The following is a 16,272-nucleotide window of genomic DNA, read 5'->3' on the forward strand; positions in this document are numbered from 1 at the left end:
GGTTTGATGCGTTTAGCTCAGTGAACTAAGCGTTTTTCATGATACGTGGAATTGTATCATCGCTACGTAGTGTTAGAACTTCACAACCCGTGTCTGTTACGACTAGTGTGTGCTCCCATTGAGCTGAGTTCTTGCTGTCTGCTGTGTACACTGTCCAGCTATCTTCATCATCAAGGCGGCAGCCAAACTTGCCCGCGTTGATCATTGGCTCAATGGTGAAACACATGCCCGCTTTCAGTACTGTGCGGTCGTTGTTTTTGTAGTGTACGACTTGTGGATCTTCGTGGAACTCAGAACCGATACCGTGACCACAGTAATCTTTAACAATAGAGAACTTAGCGCGAGGGTTGTTCTTGTTGTTGGTCTTGATGTACTTCTCAATAGCTGTACCGATTTGACCAAGTTGAACACCAGGCCTTACTTGGCGCATGCCTTCGTAAAGTGCTTCTTGAGCAACCATGCATAGACGCTTGTTTGCTGGTGAAACTTCACCCACAAGGAACATCTTAGACGTATCACCGTGGTAGCCTTGAGGACGAGTGCTTAGATCTGCATTCTCGTCGTCAGGGATGATTACCGTGATGTCTACGTTAAGGATATCGCCATCTTTAAGTACAGCAGGCTTAAATTGACCTGTGCTACCAGTTTCGTCTTGTGATGCCGGGATACCGTGACACACGATGTGGTTAATAGACGTACAGATAGACTTAGGGAAACCGTGGTAATCAAGTGGTGCTGAGTACGCGCCTCTTTCTAGAGCGTAGTCATGACAGATTTGGTTTAGCTCTTCTGTCGTCGTACCTACTTGGATGTGAGGTTCGATCATCTCTAGAATTTCAGCAGCCAGTTTGCCGGCGACGCGCATTTTTTCAATTTCTTCAGCAGTTTTTATTTTTACAGCCATTGCATATCTCTTAATTTGGTAGCACCTAAGTGTGCATATTGGGGCTATTCTATCAGTGCAGCAATTTAGCGCAACATTACCATGTCCGTACAACGCTGGTGGATACTGTTAACGTGATTAAATAATGCTCGGCTAACGGAGGCAGAAGCCGTTTAATACAGATACTATTTTATAGAGGAAATTTACCTTTAGAGATCAGTATAGCAGTCGCCATTTTTCGATTTTTTTCTAGCCATAGATAGACAAAATATGGTATAAAGCGCGCCGGACATCAGGACTGTTTTCTCCAACTGGCGAAACAGGCTTTGGTATCCACTAACTTATATCTTTAAATCACACACATTCCGTCACATGTTCCGGGGTGCTTCAACAACACAGATAACGGCTGAAAAGTGGTTAGTTGTTAGGGGTCGGATTCATGGGGGATGTGGAGGCCTAACCCCATAGAGGATTTTAAAATGGCAACTGTATCAATGCGCGATATGCTTAAAGCTGGTGTTCACTTCGGTCACCAAACTCGTTACTGGAACCCAAAAATGAAGCCATTCATCTTTGGTGCTCGTAACAAAGTACATATCATCAACCTAGAAAAAACTGTACCAATGTTCAACGAAGCTCTAGCAGAAATCGCTAAAGTTGGTGAGAAGAAAGGTAAAGTTCTTTTCGTTGGTACTAAGCGCGCTGCATCTGAAGCTGTCAAAGAAGCTGCTGTAAACAGCAACCAGTTCTACGTTAACAACCGCTGGTTAGGCGGTATGCTAACGAACTACAAAACTGTTCGTCAGTCTATCAAGCGTCTGAAAGAACTTGAAGCGCAAGCTCAAGACGGTACTTTCGACAAGCTAACTAAGAAAGAAGCTCTAATGCGCACTCGTGAAATGGAGAAGCTAGAGAAGTCTCTTGGTGGTATCAAGAACATGGGCGGCCTACCAGACGCTCTATTCGTAATCGATGCTGATCACGAACACATCGCAGTTAAAGAAGCAAACAACCTAGGTATCCCAGTTTACGCTGTAGTTGATACTAACTCTAACCCAGACGGCGTTGACTTCGTTATCCCAGGTAACGACGATGCAATCCGTGCAGTACAGCTTTACCTTAACGCTGCTGCAGAAGCGGTTAAAGAAGGTCGTAACAAAGACGTTGCTGCTGTAGCTGCTGAGAAAGATGGTTTTGTAGAAGCTGAATAATAGCGGCTCTGAATCACGCTTGGCTTAGCTAATATAGATTTTGAAATCTTTATTAAATGTAAGCTAAGTTATAGTTAGATCGGGGGCCTCATTTTGGCCCCTGATTTTTACCTTATTTTCGAATCAACCGAGGAATAGAGAATGGCAACTGTAACTGCTGCTCTAGTTAAAGAACTTCGCGAGCGCACTGGCGCTGGCATGATGGAATGTAAGAAAGCGCTTGTAGAAGCAAACGCTGACATCGAACTAGCAATTGAAAATATGCGTAAATCTGGCGCAGCGAAAGCAGCTAAGAAAGCTGGTAACGTTGCTGCTGAAGGCGCAATCATCATCAAAGAAGAGAACGGTGTAGCTGCTCTTCTTGAAGTTAACTGTCAAACTGACTTCGTAGCAAAAGATGCTAGCTTCACTGCATTCGCAGAAGAAGTAGCAGCTGACGCAGTAGCTACTCAAGCTTCTGTAGAAGAGCTACAAGCTAAGTTCGAAGAAACTCGCGTTGCTCTAGTTGCAAAAATCGGCGAAAACATCAACATCCGTCGCGTAGCATACGTACAAGGTGCTGCTCTAGCTTCTTACCGTCACGGTGAGAAAATCGGTGTTGTTGTAGCTGGTGAAGGCGAAGCTGAAACCCTTAAGCACGTTGCTATGCACGTAGCTGCTTCTCGTCCTGAGTTTGTTAACCCAGAAGACGTACCAGCAGACGTAGTTGCTAAAGAGAAAGAAGTTCAAGTTGAAATCGCTATGAACGAAGGTAAGCCTCAAGAGATCGCTGAGAAAATGGTTATCGGCCGTATGAAGAAATTCACGGGTGAAATCTCTCTAACAGGACAAGCTTTCATCATGGAACCTAAGAAAACTGTTGGCGAAATCCTTAAAGAAAAAGGCGCTGCAGTATCTAACTTCGTACGTCTAGAAGTTGGTGAAGGTATCGAGAAAGCTGCTGAAATGAGCTTCGCTGACGAAGTTGCAGCGGTACAACAAGGTTAATCCTTAGCGTATTGTTTGAAAAAAGACCGTGGCAAATGCTGCGGTCTTTTTATGAATAGTGAATTATTTTTGAAGGCAACGTTAGTGGTTATGAATGCAAACTGACTTACTCAGTTTTTATTCATGACTGTTAATCATCAACTCTTTGGAAGGTAAACTCCATGACTACGAACCCTAAACCAGCGTATCAACGTATTCTGTTAAAACTTAGCGGTGAAGCGCTACAAGGCGAAGAAGGTTTTGGTATTGACCCAACGATCCTTGATCGTATGGCTCAAGAAGTAAAAGAATTGGTTGAACTAGGCGTTCAAGTTGGTGTTGTTATCGGTGGCGGTAACCTGTTCCGTGGTGCTGGTCTTGCTGAAGCTGGCATGAACCGCGTTGTTGGTGACCATATGGGTATGCTTGCAACAGTAATGAACGGCCTTGCTATGCGTGACGCTCTGCACCGTGCTTACGTAAACGCACGTGTAATGTCTGCAATCCCTCTAAAAGGTGTGTGTGACGACTACAACTGGGCAGATGCAATCAGCCAACTACGTCAAGGTCGCGTTGTGATCTTCTCTGCTGGTACTGGTAACCCATTTTTCACTACTGACTCTGCTGCATGTCTACGTGGTATCGAAATCGAAGCTGACGTAGTTCTAAAAGCGACAAAGGTAGATGGTGTATTTACTGCTGACCCAGTAGCAAACCCAGACGCAGAGCTGTATGATACTTTATCTTACAATACAGTTCTTGAGAAAGAGCTTAAAGTAATGGACTTGGCTGCATTTACGCTAGCACGTGATCACAAAATGCCAATCCGTGTATTTAACATGAATAAGCCAGGCGCACTACGCCGCGTGGTTATGGGTGAAACTGAAGGTACATTAATCAGCGACGCTGACTAATTTTTCGGGCTTACTGGGGGCTATACTCTGGTAAGCTTTATCCTTATCACTCCAAATAAAAAGCTTTCTTGAAGAAAGAACATAATCAAGGTGAAATTGTGATTAACGAAATCAAAAAAGACGCTCAAGAGCGCATGGAAAAAAGTGTTGATGCACTAAGAAACAGTCTGCAAAAGATTCGTACAGGTCGTGCACACCCAAGCCTACTTTCTGGCCTTACAGTAGAGTACTACGGTGCACCAACGCCTTTGACTCAAGTTGCTAACGTTATTGCTGAAGACGCTCGTACTCTAGCAATCACAGTGTTTGATAAAACATTAACGCCTTTAGTTGAAAAAGCGATCATGACATCTGACCTAGGTCTAAACCCTATGTCTGCGGGTACGGTTATCCGTGTTCCACTTCCACCGCTAACGGAAGAGCGTCGTAAAGACCTAGTTAAAATCGTTCGTGGCGAAGCTGAAGGTGGTCGTGTTGCTATCCGTAACATCCGTCGTGACGCGAATGGCGATCTAAAAGCACTTCTTAAAGACAAAGAAATCTCTGAAGATGAAGATCGTAAAGCACAAGACGAAATTCAAAAGCTAACTGACGCTGCGGTTAAGAACGTAGACGAAGTTCTAGCAACTAAAGAAAAAGAGTTGATGGAAGTTTAATTTTCCACATTCTTTTCTTTCCGGAAAAACGCTGTACTCACTGTTCAGCGTTTTTTTATGCTACTCTGTTCGACTATTAGAATTTGATTCACTCTTTTATGCATAATTCTCAAGCGTTCACAGACTCTCTTCCTAAACACATTGCTGTCATTATGGATGGTAATGGTCGCTGGGCAAAAGCTCAGGGCAAGCCTCGCGTCTTTGGTCATAAAAACGGTGTTCAAGCCGTTCGCAAAACCATCTCTTCTGCTGCCAGACTCGGCATTAAAGCCGTTACACTTTTCGCATTCAGTAGCGAGAACTGGCGTCGGCCAGAGGAAGAAGTGGGTATTTTGATGGAACTCTTTATCTCCGTGCTTTCAAGTGAAGTGAAAAAACTCCATAAAAATAATCTACAACTGCGTGTTATTGGTGATAAAAGTCGTTTCAATGATCGACTACAAAAGAAAATCGAAGAAGCGGAAGCTTTGACTAGCACCAATACCGGTATGGTTATCAATATCGCCGCTAACTACGGTGGTAAGTGGGATATTCAGCAAGCGATGACTTCAATCGCTCAACAGGTAAAGTCTGGCGTTATGAATGTAGAAGACATTGATGAAGCTATGATTACACAGCACCTGACAATGGCGGATATTCCTGAAGTTGATCTTCTGATCCGCACCAGCGGTGAATGCCGCATTAGTAATTTCATGCTTTGGCAGTTGGCTTACGCCGAAATGTACTTTACTGAACAATTCTGGCCAGACTTTAATGAAGACAGCTTAGTAGAAGCTGTGACTTGGTTTGTAAATCGTGAGCGCCGTTTTGGCTGCACCGGTGAGCAGATTAAAGCTCTGATGGACAGTTAATAAGGATTTTTTGGTTTGAAACAACGAATTATTACGGCGTTGATTTTAGCTCCCCTAGTTATTCTAGGAATTTTCGAGTTATCACTTCCTACGTTTATCCTTTCATTGGCGGTTATCTCGTTATTGGGTTACTGGGAGTGGACTCAATTTGTTGAAAGCAAATCGCGTTATGTAGCGTTGATTCCAACGGTTGTGGTAAGTGCTGCAAGTTTTGCTTTTATCCCTTTTGATGCATTTAGCCTAAATAACTTGTCGAGTGCTCACTACGCCATTCTAACGATTGGCTCTATTTGGTGGGTAATCGCAAGTGGTATGGCAGTGACTTACCCTAAGTCTATGCCTGCATGGAAAGACTCATTGTTTCTCCGTCATGGTTTTGGTGTACTAACTCTGCTGCCATTCTTTTGGAGTGTAGTGATTTTGCGCGCTAACGGTATCGATGTTGATCCATACCACGGTGCAAAACTCGTGATGTTTGTGTGTCTTCTGGTATGGGCAGCAGACAGTGGTGCTTACTTCTCTGGGAAGAGCTTCGGTAAGCGTAAAATGGCTCCTGCCGTTAGCCCGAACAAGACAATTGAAGGCCTGATTGGCGGTATCATCACCGCGGTGATTGTGGCTTGGATTTTTGCTGACTGGTTCAATATCCAATTCTCAAGCACTCTACACATGATTGTGATTACACTTGTGACCGTTGTTATCTCTGTTCTTGGTGACCTTGTCGAAAGCATGTTCAAGCGTGTTTCTGGGGTCAAAGACAGCAGTAATTTGATTCCTGGTCATGGTGGTATACTAGATAGAATCGATAGCTTAACGGCTGCATTCCCTGTCTTTGCTCTGCTTTACTTAGCATTCTAATTAAAAGGGCAGTGAATCTGCCCTTTATTACATTTCTACGGTCATATGTGATGCGAAATATAACTATCCTAGGCGCAACTGGCTCAATTGGTGCAAGTACACTAAAAGTCGTTGAGCAAAACCCAGATCTTTATTCAGTCGTTGCGCTGGCTGCTGGCTCGAATGTTGAAAAGATGCTGGCGTTAGTAGAAAAGTGGCAACCAAGCTATGTTGCTATGGCTTGTCCTGATGCTGCATCTCAGCTAACTGACACCTTGTCTATCAATCACCCTAACGTCCAAGTGCTCTCAGGCTCTGAAGGCATATGCAAGGTTGCTTCTTTGGGGGAAGTGGATACTGTGATGTCTGCGATTGTTGGCGCGGCAGGCCTACTTCCTACTATGTCAGCAGTTAAAGCGGGTAAACGTATCCTGCTGGCAAATAAAGAAGCCTTGGTGATGTCTGGACAGCTATTTATCGATGCTGTAGAAAAGTATGGCGCTGAACTTCTTCCTGTAGATAGTGAACACAATGCTATCTTCCAATGCTTACCACAAAACGTCCAAACCAATCTAGGTTGCTGTGATTTAGAAGCTAATGGTATTAACCATATCCTATTAACTGGTTCTGGTGGCCCTTTCCGTTATACTGACGTTGCTGAACTGGAGTCAGTGACTCCTGAACGCGCTATCGCACACCCTAACTGGTCTATGGGACCTAAGATCTCAGTCGATTCTGCGACTATGATGAATAAAGGTCTTGAGTACATTGAGGCGAAGTGGCTATTTAATGCGTCTCAAGAGCAGTTAAAGGTGATCATCCACCCTCAATCTGTGATTCATTCTATGGTTCAGTACAAGGATGGTTCAGTTCTTGCTCAAATGGGTGAACCAGATATGGCGACACCCATCGCATTGACGATGTCGTATCCTGAACGCACTGAAGCGGGTGTTAAGCCTCTGGACTTCACTAAAGTCGGTGAACTGACTTTCTTAGAGCCTGACTTCAACCGCTACCCTTGTTTGAAATTAGCCATTGAAGCGTGTTACTTGGGCCAGCATGCAACGACAGCGATTAACGCAGCAAACGAAATTGCGGTCGACGCTTTCTTGAACAATCAGGTTAAATTTACCGATATTGCTGTCATTAACGAACATGTTATGAGCAAAGTATGTGAACAACATAACTCTGAAGGCTTAGATAGCTTGGAAAGCCTGCTTGAGCTAGATAATATGTCTCGTCAAATAGCCATTCAATTTATTAAAGAGCAGCTAGCATGAGTGGAATTCTGTGGAACTTCGCATCTTTTATCATAGCGCTTGGCATTCTGGTCGCGGTTCACGAGTTTGGACATTTCTGGGTTGCTCGTCGTTGCGGTGTAAAAGTTGAAAAATTCTCGATTGGTTTTGGTAAATCAATCTGGAGCAAAGTTGGCCGTGATGGTACGGAATACAGCTTGTCTGTGATTCCACTGGGCGGCTACGTAAAAATGTTCGATGGCCGTGTCGATGACCTAGCAGAAGACGAGCAGCAGTACGCGTTTGATAAAAAGCCACTGTGGAAGCGAACCGCGATTGTTGGCGCTGGTCCTGCGTTCAACTTCATTTTTGCTGTGTTTGCATATTGGTTAGTATTTTTGATCGGTGTGCCAGCTGTTAAGCCCGTGATTGGTGAGGTAACTCCACAATCTATTGCTGCACAAGCCGGAATTGAAACTGGAATGGAACTTAAATCTATTTCGGGAATCAAAACCGCAGATTGGGAATCAGTCAATATGGGTTTAATATCGCATATTGGTGATCAATCGATGACAGTAACGGTGTCTTCGCAAGACGATATCGGCTCTGAGCACCAATTGACGTTGGATATTTCAGACTGGTCGTTCAACCCAGAAACTGAATCTGCAATGACAACGCTTGGCTTTAGACCATACTCTCCAGAGCTCTCGACAGTGCTGGCTCAAGTGATTGATGATGGTGCTGCTTACTCTGCTGGTCTCGAAGCGGGCGACCAAATTGTTGAAATTAATGGTCAACCAATTGAGTTGTGGCAATCAGTGGTTGAGTTAATTCGCTCAAACCCAAGGACACCTTTAGACGTTGTCGTATCAAGAAACGGCAGTGAGCAATCACTCGTTATGACACCGAAAAGCCGCGAGCTTTCTGATGGTTCAACAATCGGCTATGCGGGTATTGCTCCGGAAGTCGCAGAATGGCCAGAAGATTATCGCTTTGAGTTACAATTTGGTGTAATTGAGTCTGTAGGAAAAGCATTTGATAAAACAGGTCAAATCATTGGTCTGACGCTTACTATGCTGAAGAAGCTCATCGTTGGTGATGTTGGCTTAAACAACTTAAGTGGCCCAATTTCAATTGCTAAAGGTGCAGGTACAACCGCCGATTACGGTTTGGTTTACTTCCTAGGCTTTTTAGCTCTGATCAGTGTTAACTTAGGTATTATTAATTTGGTTCCGCTGCCTATGCTTGATGGCGGACATTTGCTCTTTTTCGCTATTGAGGCTGTTACTCGTAAACCAGTCCCTGAGAAAGTCCAGGAGATGGGATACAGAGTGGGAGGAGCGATCCTCTTCTCTTTAATGGCTCTGGCAATATTTAACGACTTTACTCGTCTGTGAATGGTTTCTCACAGGCATTGGTAGTAGCAAGGAATAATTAGAATAAGTATGGCGATTAAGCAAATTCTGTTCGCAAGTCTATTGGCCACCAGTGTGGCTGCGAACGGTGCACAAAACTTTGTAGTTCAAGATATCAAGATCGAAGGTTTACAGCGTGTTGCACTTGGTGCGGCTCTACTGAAAATGCCAGTGCGTATTGGCGATGATGTAGATGAAAGTGATGTCTCTGAGATCATTCGTGCATTGTACGCTTCGGGTAACTTTGAAGACGTTAAAGTGCTTCGCGATGAAGGTGTCTTGATTGTTCAAGTGAAAGAACGACCAACCATCGCAAGTATCTCTTTCTCGGGCAACAAAGCGATCAAAGAAGAACAACTTCAGCAGAACCTAGATGCATCTGGTGTTCGTGAAGGTGAGGCTCTTGACCGTACTACGCTAAGTAACATTGAGAAAGGCCTTGAAGATTTTTACTACAGTGTTGGTAAGTATAATGCGACAGTAAAAGCGGTTGTAACACCTCTGCCACGTAACCGTTCTGACCTTAAATTTGTCTTTACTGAAGGCGTTTCAGCTAAGATTCAGCAAATTAACTTTATCGGTAACGAAGTGTTTACTGATGAAGAACTGCTTAGCCGCTTTAATCTAAATGTAGATGTGGCTTGGTGGAACTTCCTAGCGGATGAAAAATACCAGAAGCAAGTGCTCGCTGGTGATATTGAAGCGCTTAAATCTTACTACCTTGACCGTGGTTACCTGAAATTTAAGGTTGACTCTACGCAGGTGGCTATATCTCCAGATAAGAAAGGTGTTTACATTACGCTTGGCCTAGATGAAGGCGAAGCTTACACTGTTAAAGACGTATCATTCCGCGGTGAGCTTATCGGCCGCGAAGCTGATTTTGAAGCGCTTGTGCCATTTGAAGACGGTGATATTTATAACGGTTCTTCTGTGACATCACTGGAAGAAGGCGTTAAGCGTATTCTTGGTGAGTCAGGTTATGCGTATCCACAAGTTCGTACGATTCCAGAATTCAATGACGAAACCAAAGAGGTTTCATTGGTTATTAACGTAGAAGCGGGTAGCCGTATCTACGTGCGTGACATTCGTTTTACAGGTAACAACTCGACAAAAGACGAGGTGTTACGTCGTGAAATGCGCCAAATGGAAGGCAGCTGGCTTAACTCTAAATCGATTGATACTGGTAAGAGCCGTCTTAACCGTTTAGGTTTCTTCGAAACAGTTGATGTACAAACCGTTCGTGTACCAGGCAGCGAAGACCAAGTTGATTTGGTTTACAACGTTAAAGAAGCAAACTCTGGTAGCATCAACTTTGGTGTCGGCTACGGTACTGAATCTGGTGTGAGCTTCCAGGTTGGTCTTCAACAAGATAACTTTGCGGGCTCTGGTAACCGTGTTGGCGTAAGTGCCATGATGAACGATTACCAAAAGAACGTGAGCTTAGACTACCGTGACCCATACTGGAACCTAGATGGTGTGAGCTTGGGCGGTAAGGTATTCTACAACGAATTTGAAGCATCTGAGGCGGGTATCATTGACTATACCAACCAAAGCTATGGTACGAACTTAACATGGGGTTTCCCTATGGATGAGCTAAACCGTCTCGAGTTTGGTGTTGGCTACACACATAACAAGATCGGTAACGTACCGACTTATATCCAAGTGGATCAGTTCGCGAGAAGTATCGGGCAATACGGTGATGATCATATCTTAACTAATGACTTTGATATCAATATCTCTTGGACACGTAACAACTTGAACCGTGGTTTCTTCCCAACAGAAGGTAACCATCAACGTGCTTTCGCTAAAATGACAGTACCTGGCTCCGATGCTCAGTACTTCAAAATGCAGTACGATGTAAAACATTACATCCCGCTGACCAAAAAGCACGAGTTCACACTATTGATGCGTGGCCGATTAGGCTATGGTAATGGTTATGGTCAAACGGATGGTAACGATAACTTGTTCCCATTCTACGAGAACTACTACGCGGGTGGTTTCACTACCTTACGTGGTTTTGGCTCTAACTCGGCAGGTCCGAAAGCCGTTTACGGAAGCAGCACAGGTAACAACCCAACCTACGACACCGCTACGGATGATTCAGTAGGTGGTAACGCGGTTGCTTTGGCAAGTTTAGAGCTAATCGTACCTACGCCGTTTGCGTCTGATGAAGCACGTAGCCAAATTCGTACTAGTGTCTTCTTCGATATGGCAAGTGTATGGGATACCGAATTTGTAGACCGCGGCGCACCTAACAGTGGCAGTAAGTACTACTACGATTACTCTGATCCAACGAATTACCGTTCATCTTATGGTGCCGCTCTTCAATGGATGTCACCGATGGGCCCATTGGTTTTCTCTCTGGCGAAACCAATTAAAATTTACGAAGGTGATGATGAGGAATTCTTCACATTCACCATTGGTAGAACTTTCTAATATTTAAAGGACAATATTTTGAAAAATATGATTAAAGCAGCAGGTTTAGGCCTTGTAGTTCTTAGCTCTTCTTTCTTTGCAACGGCTGCTGAAGCTGCGCAAAAGGTGGGTTATGTAAACACTGCACAAGTTTTCCAGGCTCTACCTCAGCGTGAAGTTGTTCTTCAAAAAATGCAGGAGGAGTTCAAAGATAAAGCGGCTGAGCTGCAAAGCATCCAAGCGGAAGCTAAGACTAAGATTGAAAAGCTTAAGCGTGATGGCGAGTTACTAGGTCCAGACGAAGTTGAGAAGCTTCGTATCGAAGTTGGTCAACTAGACAGCAAGTACAAGATCAAGGCTCAAGCTCTAGAAAAAGCAAGCCAACGTCGTGAAGCACAAGAGAAGCAGAAGCTATTCAAAGTGATTCAAGATGCTGTAACGAAAGTTGCAGAGAAAGAAGGCTACGATATGATCGTTGATATTCAAGCGCTACAATACGGCAAGCCTGAATACAACATCTCTGAGAAAGTAATTAAAGAACTAAAATAAGTTTTATGAAGACACTGACTTTAGCCGAATTGGCAACCATTACCGGGGGGGAGCTACATGGGGACGGTACCGTAACCGTCTCTGCTGTTGCTCCTATGGATAAAGCGCAAGAAGGTCACATTACGTTTCTTTCTAACGTTAAGTACAGCAAGCACCTAGGTGACTGTAAAGCATCAGCGATTATGGTTAAAGAGAGTGAGCGCGAACTGTGTGAGACTAACGTGATTGTGGTCAGCGACCCTTACGTTGCTTTTGCTAAGGTTGCTCAAGCGCTTGATACTACTCCTGCACCGGCTGTAGATATTGCTGATTCAGCTTCAATTGCGAGCGATGCAACTCTTGGACAAAATGTGTCTATTGGTGCGAACGCCGTGATTGAGTCTGGTGTTGTTCTTGGTGATGATGTGATCATCGGTGCAGGTTGCTTTATCGGTAAAAACGCAAAGATTGGCGCTGGCACTAAGCTTTGGGCTAACGTAAGCATTTACCATGAAGTCGTGATTGGTGAAGCTTGTTTGGTTCAATCAGGTACTGTGATTGGTTCTGATGGCTTTGGCTACGCGAATGAGAAAGGCGAGTGGATTAAGATACCTCAAGTGGGTACTGTTCGTATTGGTAATCGCGTTGAGATCGGTGCGTGTACCACGATTGACCGCGGTGCGCTAGATGACACGGTTATTGAAGACAACGTTATCATCGATAATCAAATGCAAATCGCACACAACGTTCACATCGGATATGGTTCTGCTCTTGCGGGTGGTACTATCGTGGCTGGCAGCACAACGATAGGTAAGTACTGTATTATTGGTGGTGGTAGCGTTATCAATGGTCACATTGAGATCGCAGACGGTGTAACTATAACTGGTATGGGTATGGTTATGCGCAGCATCTCTGAGAAAGGCATGTACTCTTCGGGTATTCCTTTACAGCCAAACAAAGAATGGCGTAAAACAGCGACGCGTGTTCATCGTATTGATGAAATGAACAAGCGTTTGAAAACCGTTGAAAAACTTATCGAGAAGAGCGCGGAATCATAATTCCAGCATTTCTAATAAAAGGCTCGCGTACAGCGAGTCTTTTTCGTTTATAATCTTTCTAATTAAATAAAGAATACATATAGGAATACGACTTTGACTACTGAACAGACAACGATGAACATTACTGAAATTCAGGAACTATTACCTCATCGCTACCCATTCTTAATGGTTGATCGTGTGACTAGCTTTGAAAAAGAAAAAACACTGACTGCAATTAAGAATGTTTCTGTTAACGAGCCTCAGTTTACTGGCCACTTCCCTCAACTTCCTGTATTTCCGGGTGTATTGATCCTAGAAGCGATGGCGCAAGCTACAGGTCTTCTTGCATTTAAATCTTTTGGTGCCCCTTCTGGTAACGAGCTTTACTACTTCGCAAGTGTTGACAAAGCGAAATTCCGTAAGCCAGTAGTACCTGGTGACCAGCTGGTTATCGAAGTTGAATTCCTAAAAGAGCGTCGTGGCATCGCGTCATTTAACGGCATTGCGAAAGTTGACGGCGAAGTAGTATGTTCAGCTGAACTTAAATGTGCTCGTAGAGAGTTTTAATATGATTCATGAAACAGCAAAAATTCACCCGGCTGCAGTGATTGAAGGTGATGTAACGATTGGTGCGAACGTAACAGTTGGCCCTTTTACTTACATTGCTGGTAATGTAACCATTGGTGACGACACAGAAATCATGTCGCATGTTGTGATCAAAGGTCACACAACTATTGGTAAAGAAAACCGCATTTTCCCACACGCTGTGATTGGTGAAGAGAACCAAGACAAGAAGTACGGTGGCGAGCGCACTACGGTTGTGATCGGTGATCGCAACGTGATTCGTGAAGCGGTTCAAATCCACCGTGGTACGGTTCAAGATAAAGCAACCACAGTGATTGGTGATGACAACCTGCTTTGTGTTAACGCTCACGTAGCGCACGACGTTATTGTTGGTAACCACACCCACATTGGTAACAATGCTATCTTAGGTGGTCACGTAACAGTTGGTGATTACGCAGGTGTTATGGCGCTTTCTGCGATTCACCCGTTTTGTTCAATCGGTGCTTACGCTTACATTGGTGGTTGTTCTGCCGTTGTTCAAGATGTACTTCCGTACGTACTTGCACAAGGTAACCATGCAGCACCATTCGGCCTTAACCTTGTAGGTCTGAAACGTAACGGGTTCGAGAAAACAGAGATTCGCGCGTTGCAAAAAGCGTACAAAGAGCTTTACCGCTCTGGCAAAACACTTGAAGAAGCGAAAGCGGCTTTAGTGGAAATGGCGAAAGAGTTTGCTTCGGTAACTCCTATGCTAGAGATGCTAGAGAACTCTGAGCGCGGTATTATTCGTTAATACCAGGTGTGATTGATATAAAAAAGATCGCTACTTTTAAGGCGATCTTTTTTGTTTTAGGCGAGAAGGGAATTGGAAAAATATGGCACAGCAAGACGCACAAACCAATAACTCAGGCTTTGTTTCCAACGAGCCACTGCGTGTAGGTGTTGTTGTTGGAGAACTCTCTGGCGATACCCTTGGCGAAGGTTTTATTAAAGCGATAAAAGCTCAGTACCCGAATGCAGAATTTGTCGGTATTGGCGGGCCAAAAATGAAAGCGCTAGGCTGTGAATCTTTGTTTGAGATGGAAGAGCTTGCCGTAATGGGCCTTGTTGAAGTTCTTGGTCGCTTGCCTCGTTTGCTCAAAGTAAAAGCTGAGCTGGTTAAATATTTCACTCAGAACCCACCAGATGTGTTCGTTGGTATTGATGCTCCCGACTTTAACTTGAGACTGGAGCTAGACCTTAAGAACGCCGGTATAAAAACGGTTCATTACGTTAGCCCTTCAGTATGGGCATGGCGTCCAAAACGTATTTTTAAGATCGATAAAGCAACCGACCTGGTACTAGCGTTCTTACCATTTGAAAAAGCGTTCTACGACAAATACAACGTTGCCTGTGAATTTGTTGGTCATACACTAGCAGATGCCATTCCATTCGAGCCAAATCAAGCGGAAGCACGAGAACTGCTTGGCCTAGAGCAAGACAAGCAGTGGCTGGCGGTTCTACCGGGGAGTCGTGGTGGTGAAATGAAGCTTATCGCGCAACCGTTCATTGAAACCTGTAAACGTATCAAAAAAAAGTACCCAGACATCAGTTTTGTGGTGGCTGCTGTTAATGAAACTCGCAAGCAACAATTTACTGAGATTTGGCAGGCGACAGCACCAGAATTGGATTTTGTCATTGTGCAGGATACAGCTCGTAACGTGATCACTGCTGCGGACTCTGTACTATTGGCATCCGGCACGGTTGCTCTTGAGTGCATGCTGCTTAAGCGTCCAATGGTTGTGGGCTACAAAGTGAATAAGTTGACAGGCTACATTGTGAAGAAGCTGGCTATAACTGAGTTTGTGTCACTGCCGAATATCTTGGCGGGCGAAGAAATCGTCAAAGAGCACATTTTGGAAGAGTGCCATCCAGATTTCTTATTCCCTTCGGTTGATAAGATGCTAGCTGCCGATAACAGTGCGTTGATTGAACGCTTTACTGAAATGCATCACTGGATCCGTAAAGATGCAGACGAACAAGCCGCCAACGCGGTGCTGAAATTGATCGGCCGAGAGTTTGTTGAATCCTAACGTGCTAGTTTCAAAGGCACGGGCTTAAAAGTTACAAAGAGAATTGTCATGGCAGTAAAAGAGAAAAAAGAGCTTCCACCTTTCGAATACCCTCAAGGCTACCAGCTATTTGCTGGCGTCGATGAAGTAGGGCGTGGACCATTGGTTGGCGATGTAGTGACAGCTGCGGTTATCCTAGACCCTAATAATCCCATTGAAGGTTTGAACGATTCAAAGAAACTGTCTGAGAAAAAGCGCCTTGCTCTGCTTCCTGAAATTAAAGAGAAAGCATTGGCGTGGTCGGTTGGTCGTTGCTCACCGCAAGAAATTGATGAACTCAATATTCTACAAGCGACTATGGTTGCGATGCAGCGCGCGATTGCTGGATTAAGTGTTCAGCCAGGTATGGCTTTGATTGATGGCAACCGTGTCCCCGAGCTGCCAATGCCCTGTATTGCAGTGGTTAAAGGTGACTTGCGCGTCGCTGAAATCAGTGCAGCGTCTATTATTGCTAAAGTCGTACGTGACCAAGAGATGGAAGAGCTTGATAAGCTTCATCCGGAGTTTGGCTTTGCTAAGCACAAAGGTTACCCGACTAAGGCGCATTTCGAGGCAATTGAAAAGCACGGTGTTACCGAGCACTACCGTAAGAGCTTTAAGCCAGTAAAACGTATTTTAGGTATTGATTAAGTGCTACACAGATAAG

At 44.4% G+C, this 16,272-nt stretch carries 16 protein-coding genes; 15 read left to right on the top strand and 1 reads right to left on the bottom strand.

All coding sequences use genetic code 11. From position 1 onward, the window contains the following. Positions 1-25: 25 nt before the first annotated feature. Complete coding sequence (map, locus tag A3712_RS18125) at positions 26-904, bottom strand: type I methionyl aminopeptidase (RefSeq protein ID WP_063524559.1); 879 nt, start codon at positions 902-904, stop codon at positions 26-28. Between the two features lie 458 nt (positions 905-1,362). Between map and rpsB the strand changes: the two genes are divergently transcribed. From rpsB to rnhB, 15 genes are all read left to right on the top strand, one after another. Beyond that, a complete protein-coding gene (rpsB, locus tag A3712_RS18130; protein ID WP_063524560.1) occupies positions 1,363-2,094 on the top strand; it encodes a 30S ribosomal protein S2 in 732 nt (243 codons plus the stop codon). A 141-nt stretch (positions 2,095-2,235) separates the two neighbouring features. Continuing rightward, a complete protein-coding gene (gene tsf, locus A3712_RS18135; RefSeq protein ID WP_063524561.1) occupies positions 2,236-3,081 on the top strand; it encodes a translation elongation factor Ts in 846 nt (281 codons plus the stop codon). A gap of 161 nt (positions 3,082-3,242) precedes the next feature. Continuing rightward, positions 3,243-3,974, top strand: a complete 732-nt coding sequence (gene pyrH / locus A3712_RS18140) for a UMP kinase (RefSeq protein WP_004738586.1) — start codon at positions 3,243-3,245, stop codon at positions 3,972-3,974. 98 nt (positions 3,975-4,072) lie between these two features. After that, complete coding sequence (frr, locus tag A3712_RS18145; protein ID WP_004738588.1) at positions 4,073-4,630, top strand: ribosome recycling factor; 558 nt, start codon at positions 4,073-4,075, stop codon at positions 4,628-4,630. Between the two features lie 98 nt (positions 4,631-4,728). Continuing rightward, a complete protein-coding gene (locus tag A3712_RS18150) occupies positions 4,729-5,481 on the top strand; it encodes an isoprenyl transferase (RefSeq protein ID WP_063524562.1) in 753 nt (250 codons plus the stop codon). Positions 5,482-5,496: 15 nt separating this feature from the next. Then, positions 5,497-6,339 carry a phosphatidate cytidylyltransferase gene (locus tag A3712_RS18155; RefSeq protein WP_063524563.1) on the top strand — a complete coding sequence of 281 codons (843 nt, stop codon included), beginning with the start codon at positions 5,497-5,499 and terminating at the stop codon, positions 6,337-6,339. A gap of 50 nt (positions 6,340-6,389) precedes the next feature. Then, positions 6,390-7,598, top strand: a complete 1,209-nt coding sequence (gene ispC / locus A3712_RS18160; protein WP_063524564.1) for a 1-deoxy-D-xylulose-5-phosphate reductoisomerase — start codon at positions 6,390-6,392, stop codon at positions 7,596-7,598. Next, on the top strand, positions 7,595-8,953 hold the full coding sequence (gene rseP, locus A3712_RS18165; protein WP_063524565.1) for a sigma E protease regulator RseP: 1,359 nt from the start codon (positions 7,595-7,597) through the stop codon (positions 8,951-8,953). The genes ispC and rseP overlap by 4 nt, the downstream gene beginning before the upstream one ends. Positions 8,954-9,001: 48 nt before the next feature. Continuing rightward, the gene (gene bamA / locus A3712_RS18170) at positions 9,002-11,407 is read left to right on the top strand and encodes an outer membrane protein assembly factor BamA (RefSeq protein WP_063524566.1); all 2,406 of its coding nucleotides are present in this window, start codon (positions 9,002-9,004) and stop codon (positions 11,405-11,407) included. 27 nt (positions 11,408-11,434) lie between these two features. Then, on the top strand, positions 11,435-11,935 hold the full coding sequence (locus A3712_RS18175; protein ID WP_008224002.1) for an OmpH family outer membrane protein: 501 nt from the start codon (positions 11,435-11,437) through the stop codon (positions 11,933-11,935). 5 nt (positions 11,936-11,940) lie between these two features. Next, positions 11,941-12,972, top strand: coding sequence for a UDP-3-O-(3-hydroxymyristoyl)glucosamine N-acyltransferase (gene lpxD, locus A3712_RS18180; protein WP_063524567.1), 1,032 nt, complete (start codon positions 11,941-11,943; stop codon positions 12,970-12,972). Between the two features lie 93 nt (positions 12,973-13,065). After that, positions 13,066-13,518 carry a 3-hydroxyacyl-ACP dehydratase FabZ gene (gene fabZ, locus A3712_RS18185; RefSeq protein ID WP_063524568.1) on the top strand — a complete coding sequence of 151 codons (453 nt, stop codon included), beginning with the start codon at positions 13,066-13,068 and terminating at the stop codon, positions 13,516-13,518. Position 13,519: 1 nt separating this feature from the next. Continuing rightward, positions 13,520-14,308, top strand: a complete 789-nt coding sequence (gene lpxA, locus A3712_RS18190) for an acyl-ACP--UDP-N-acetylglucosamine O-acyltransferase (protein ID WP_063524569.1) — start codon at positions 13,520-13,522, stop codon at positions 14,306-14,308. 82 nt (positions 14,309-14,390) lie between these two features. Further along, positions 14,391-15,587 carry a lipid-A-disaccharide synthase gene (lpxB, locus tag A3712_RS18195; protein ID WP_063524570.1) on the top strand — a complete coding sequence of 399 codons (1,197 nt, stop codon included), beginning with the start codon at positions 14,391-14,393 and terminating at the stop codon, positions 15,585-15,587. A 48-nt stretch (positions 15,588-15,635) separates the two neighbouring features. Next, positions 15,636-16,256 (top strand): ribonuclease HII, encoded by a 621-nt coding sequence (gene rnhB / locus A3712_RS18200; RefSeq protein ID WP_063524571.1) that lies wholly within the window; start codon positions 15,636-15,638, stop codon positions 16,254-16,256. Positions 16,257-16,272 lie beyond the last annotated feature (16 nt).

Origin of the sequence: Vibrio sp. HI00D65, assembly GCF_001635455.1 — a bacterium.
Classification (GTDB): Bacteria; Pseudomonadota; Gammaproteobacteria; order Enterobacterales; family Vibrionaceae; genus Vibrio.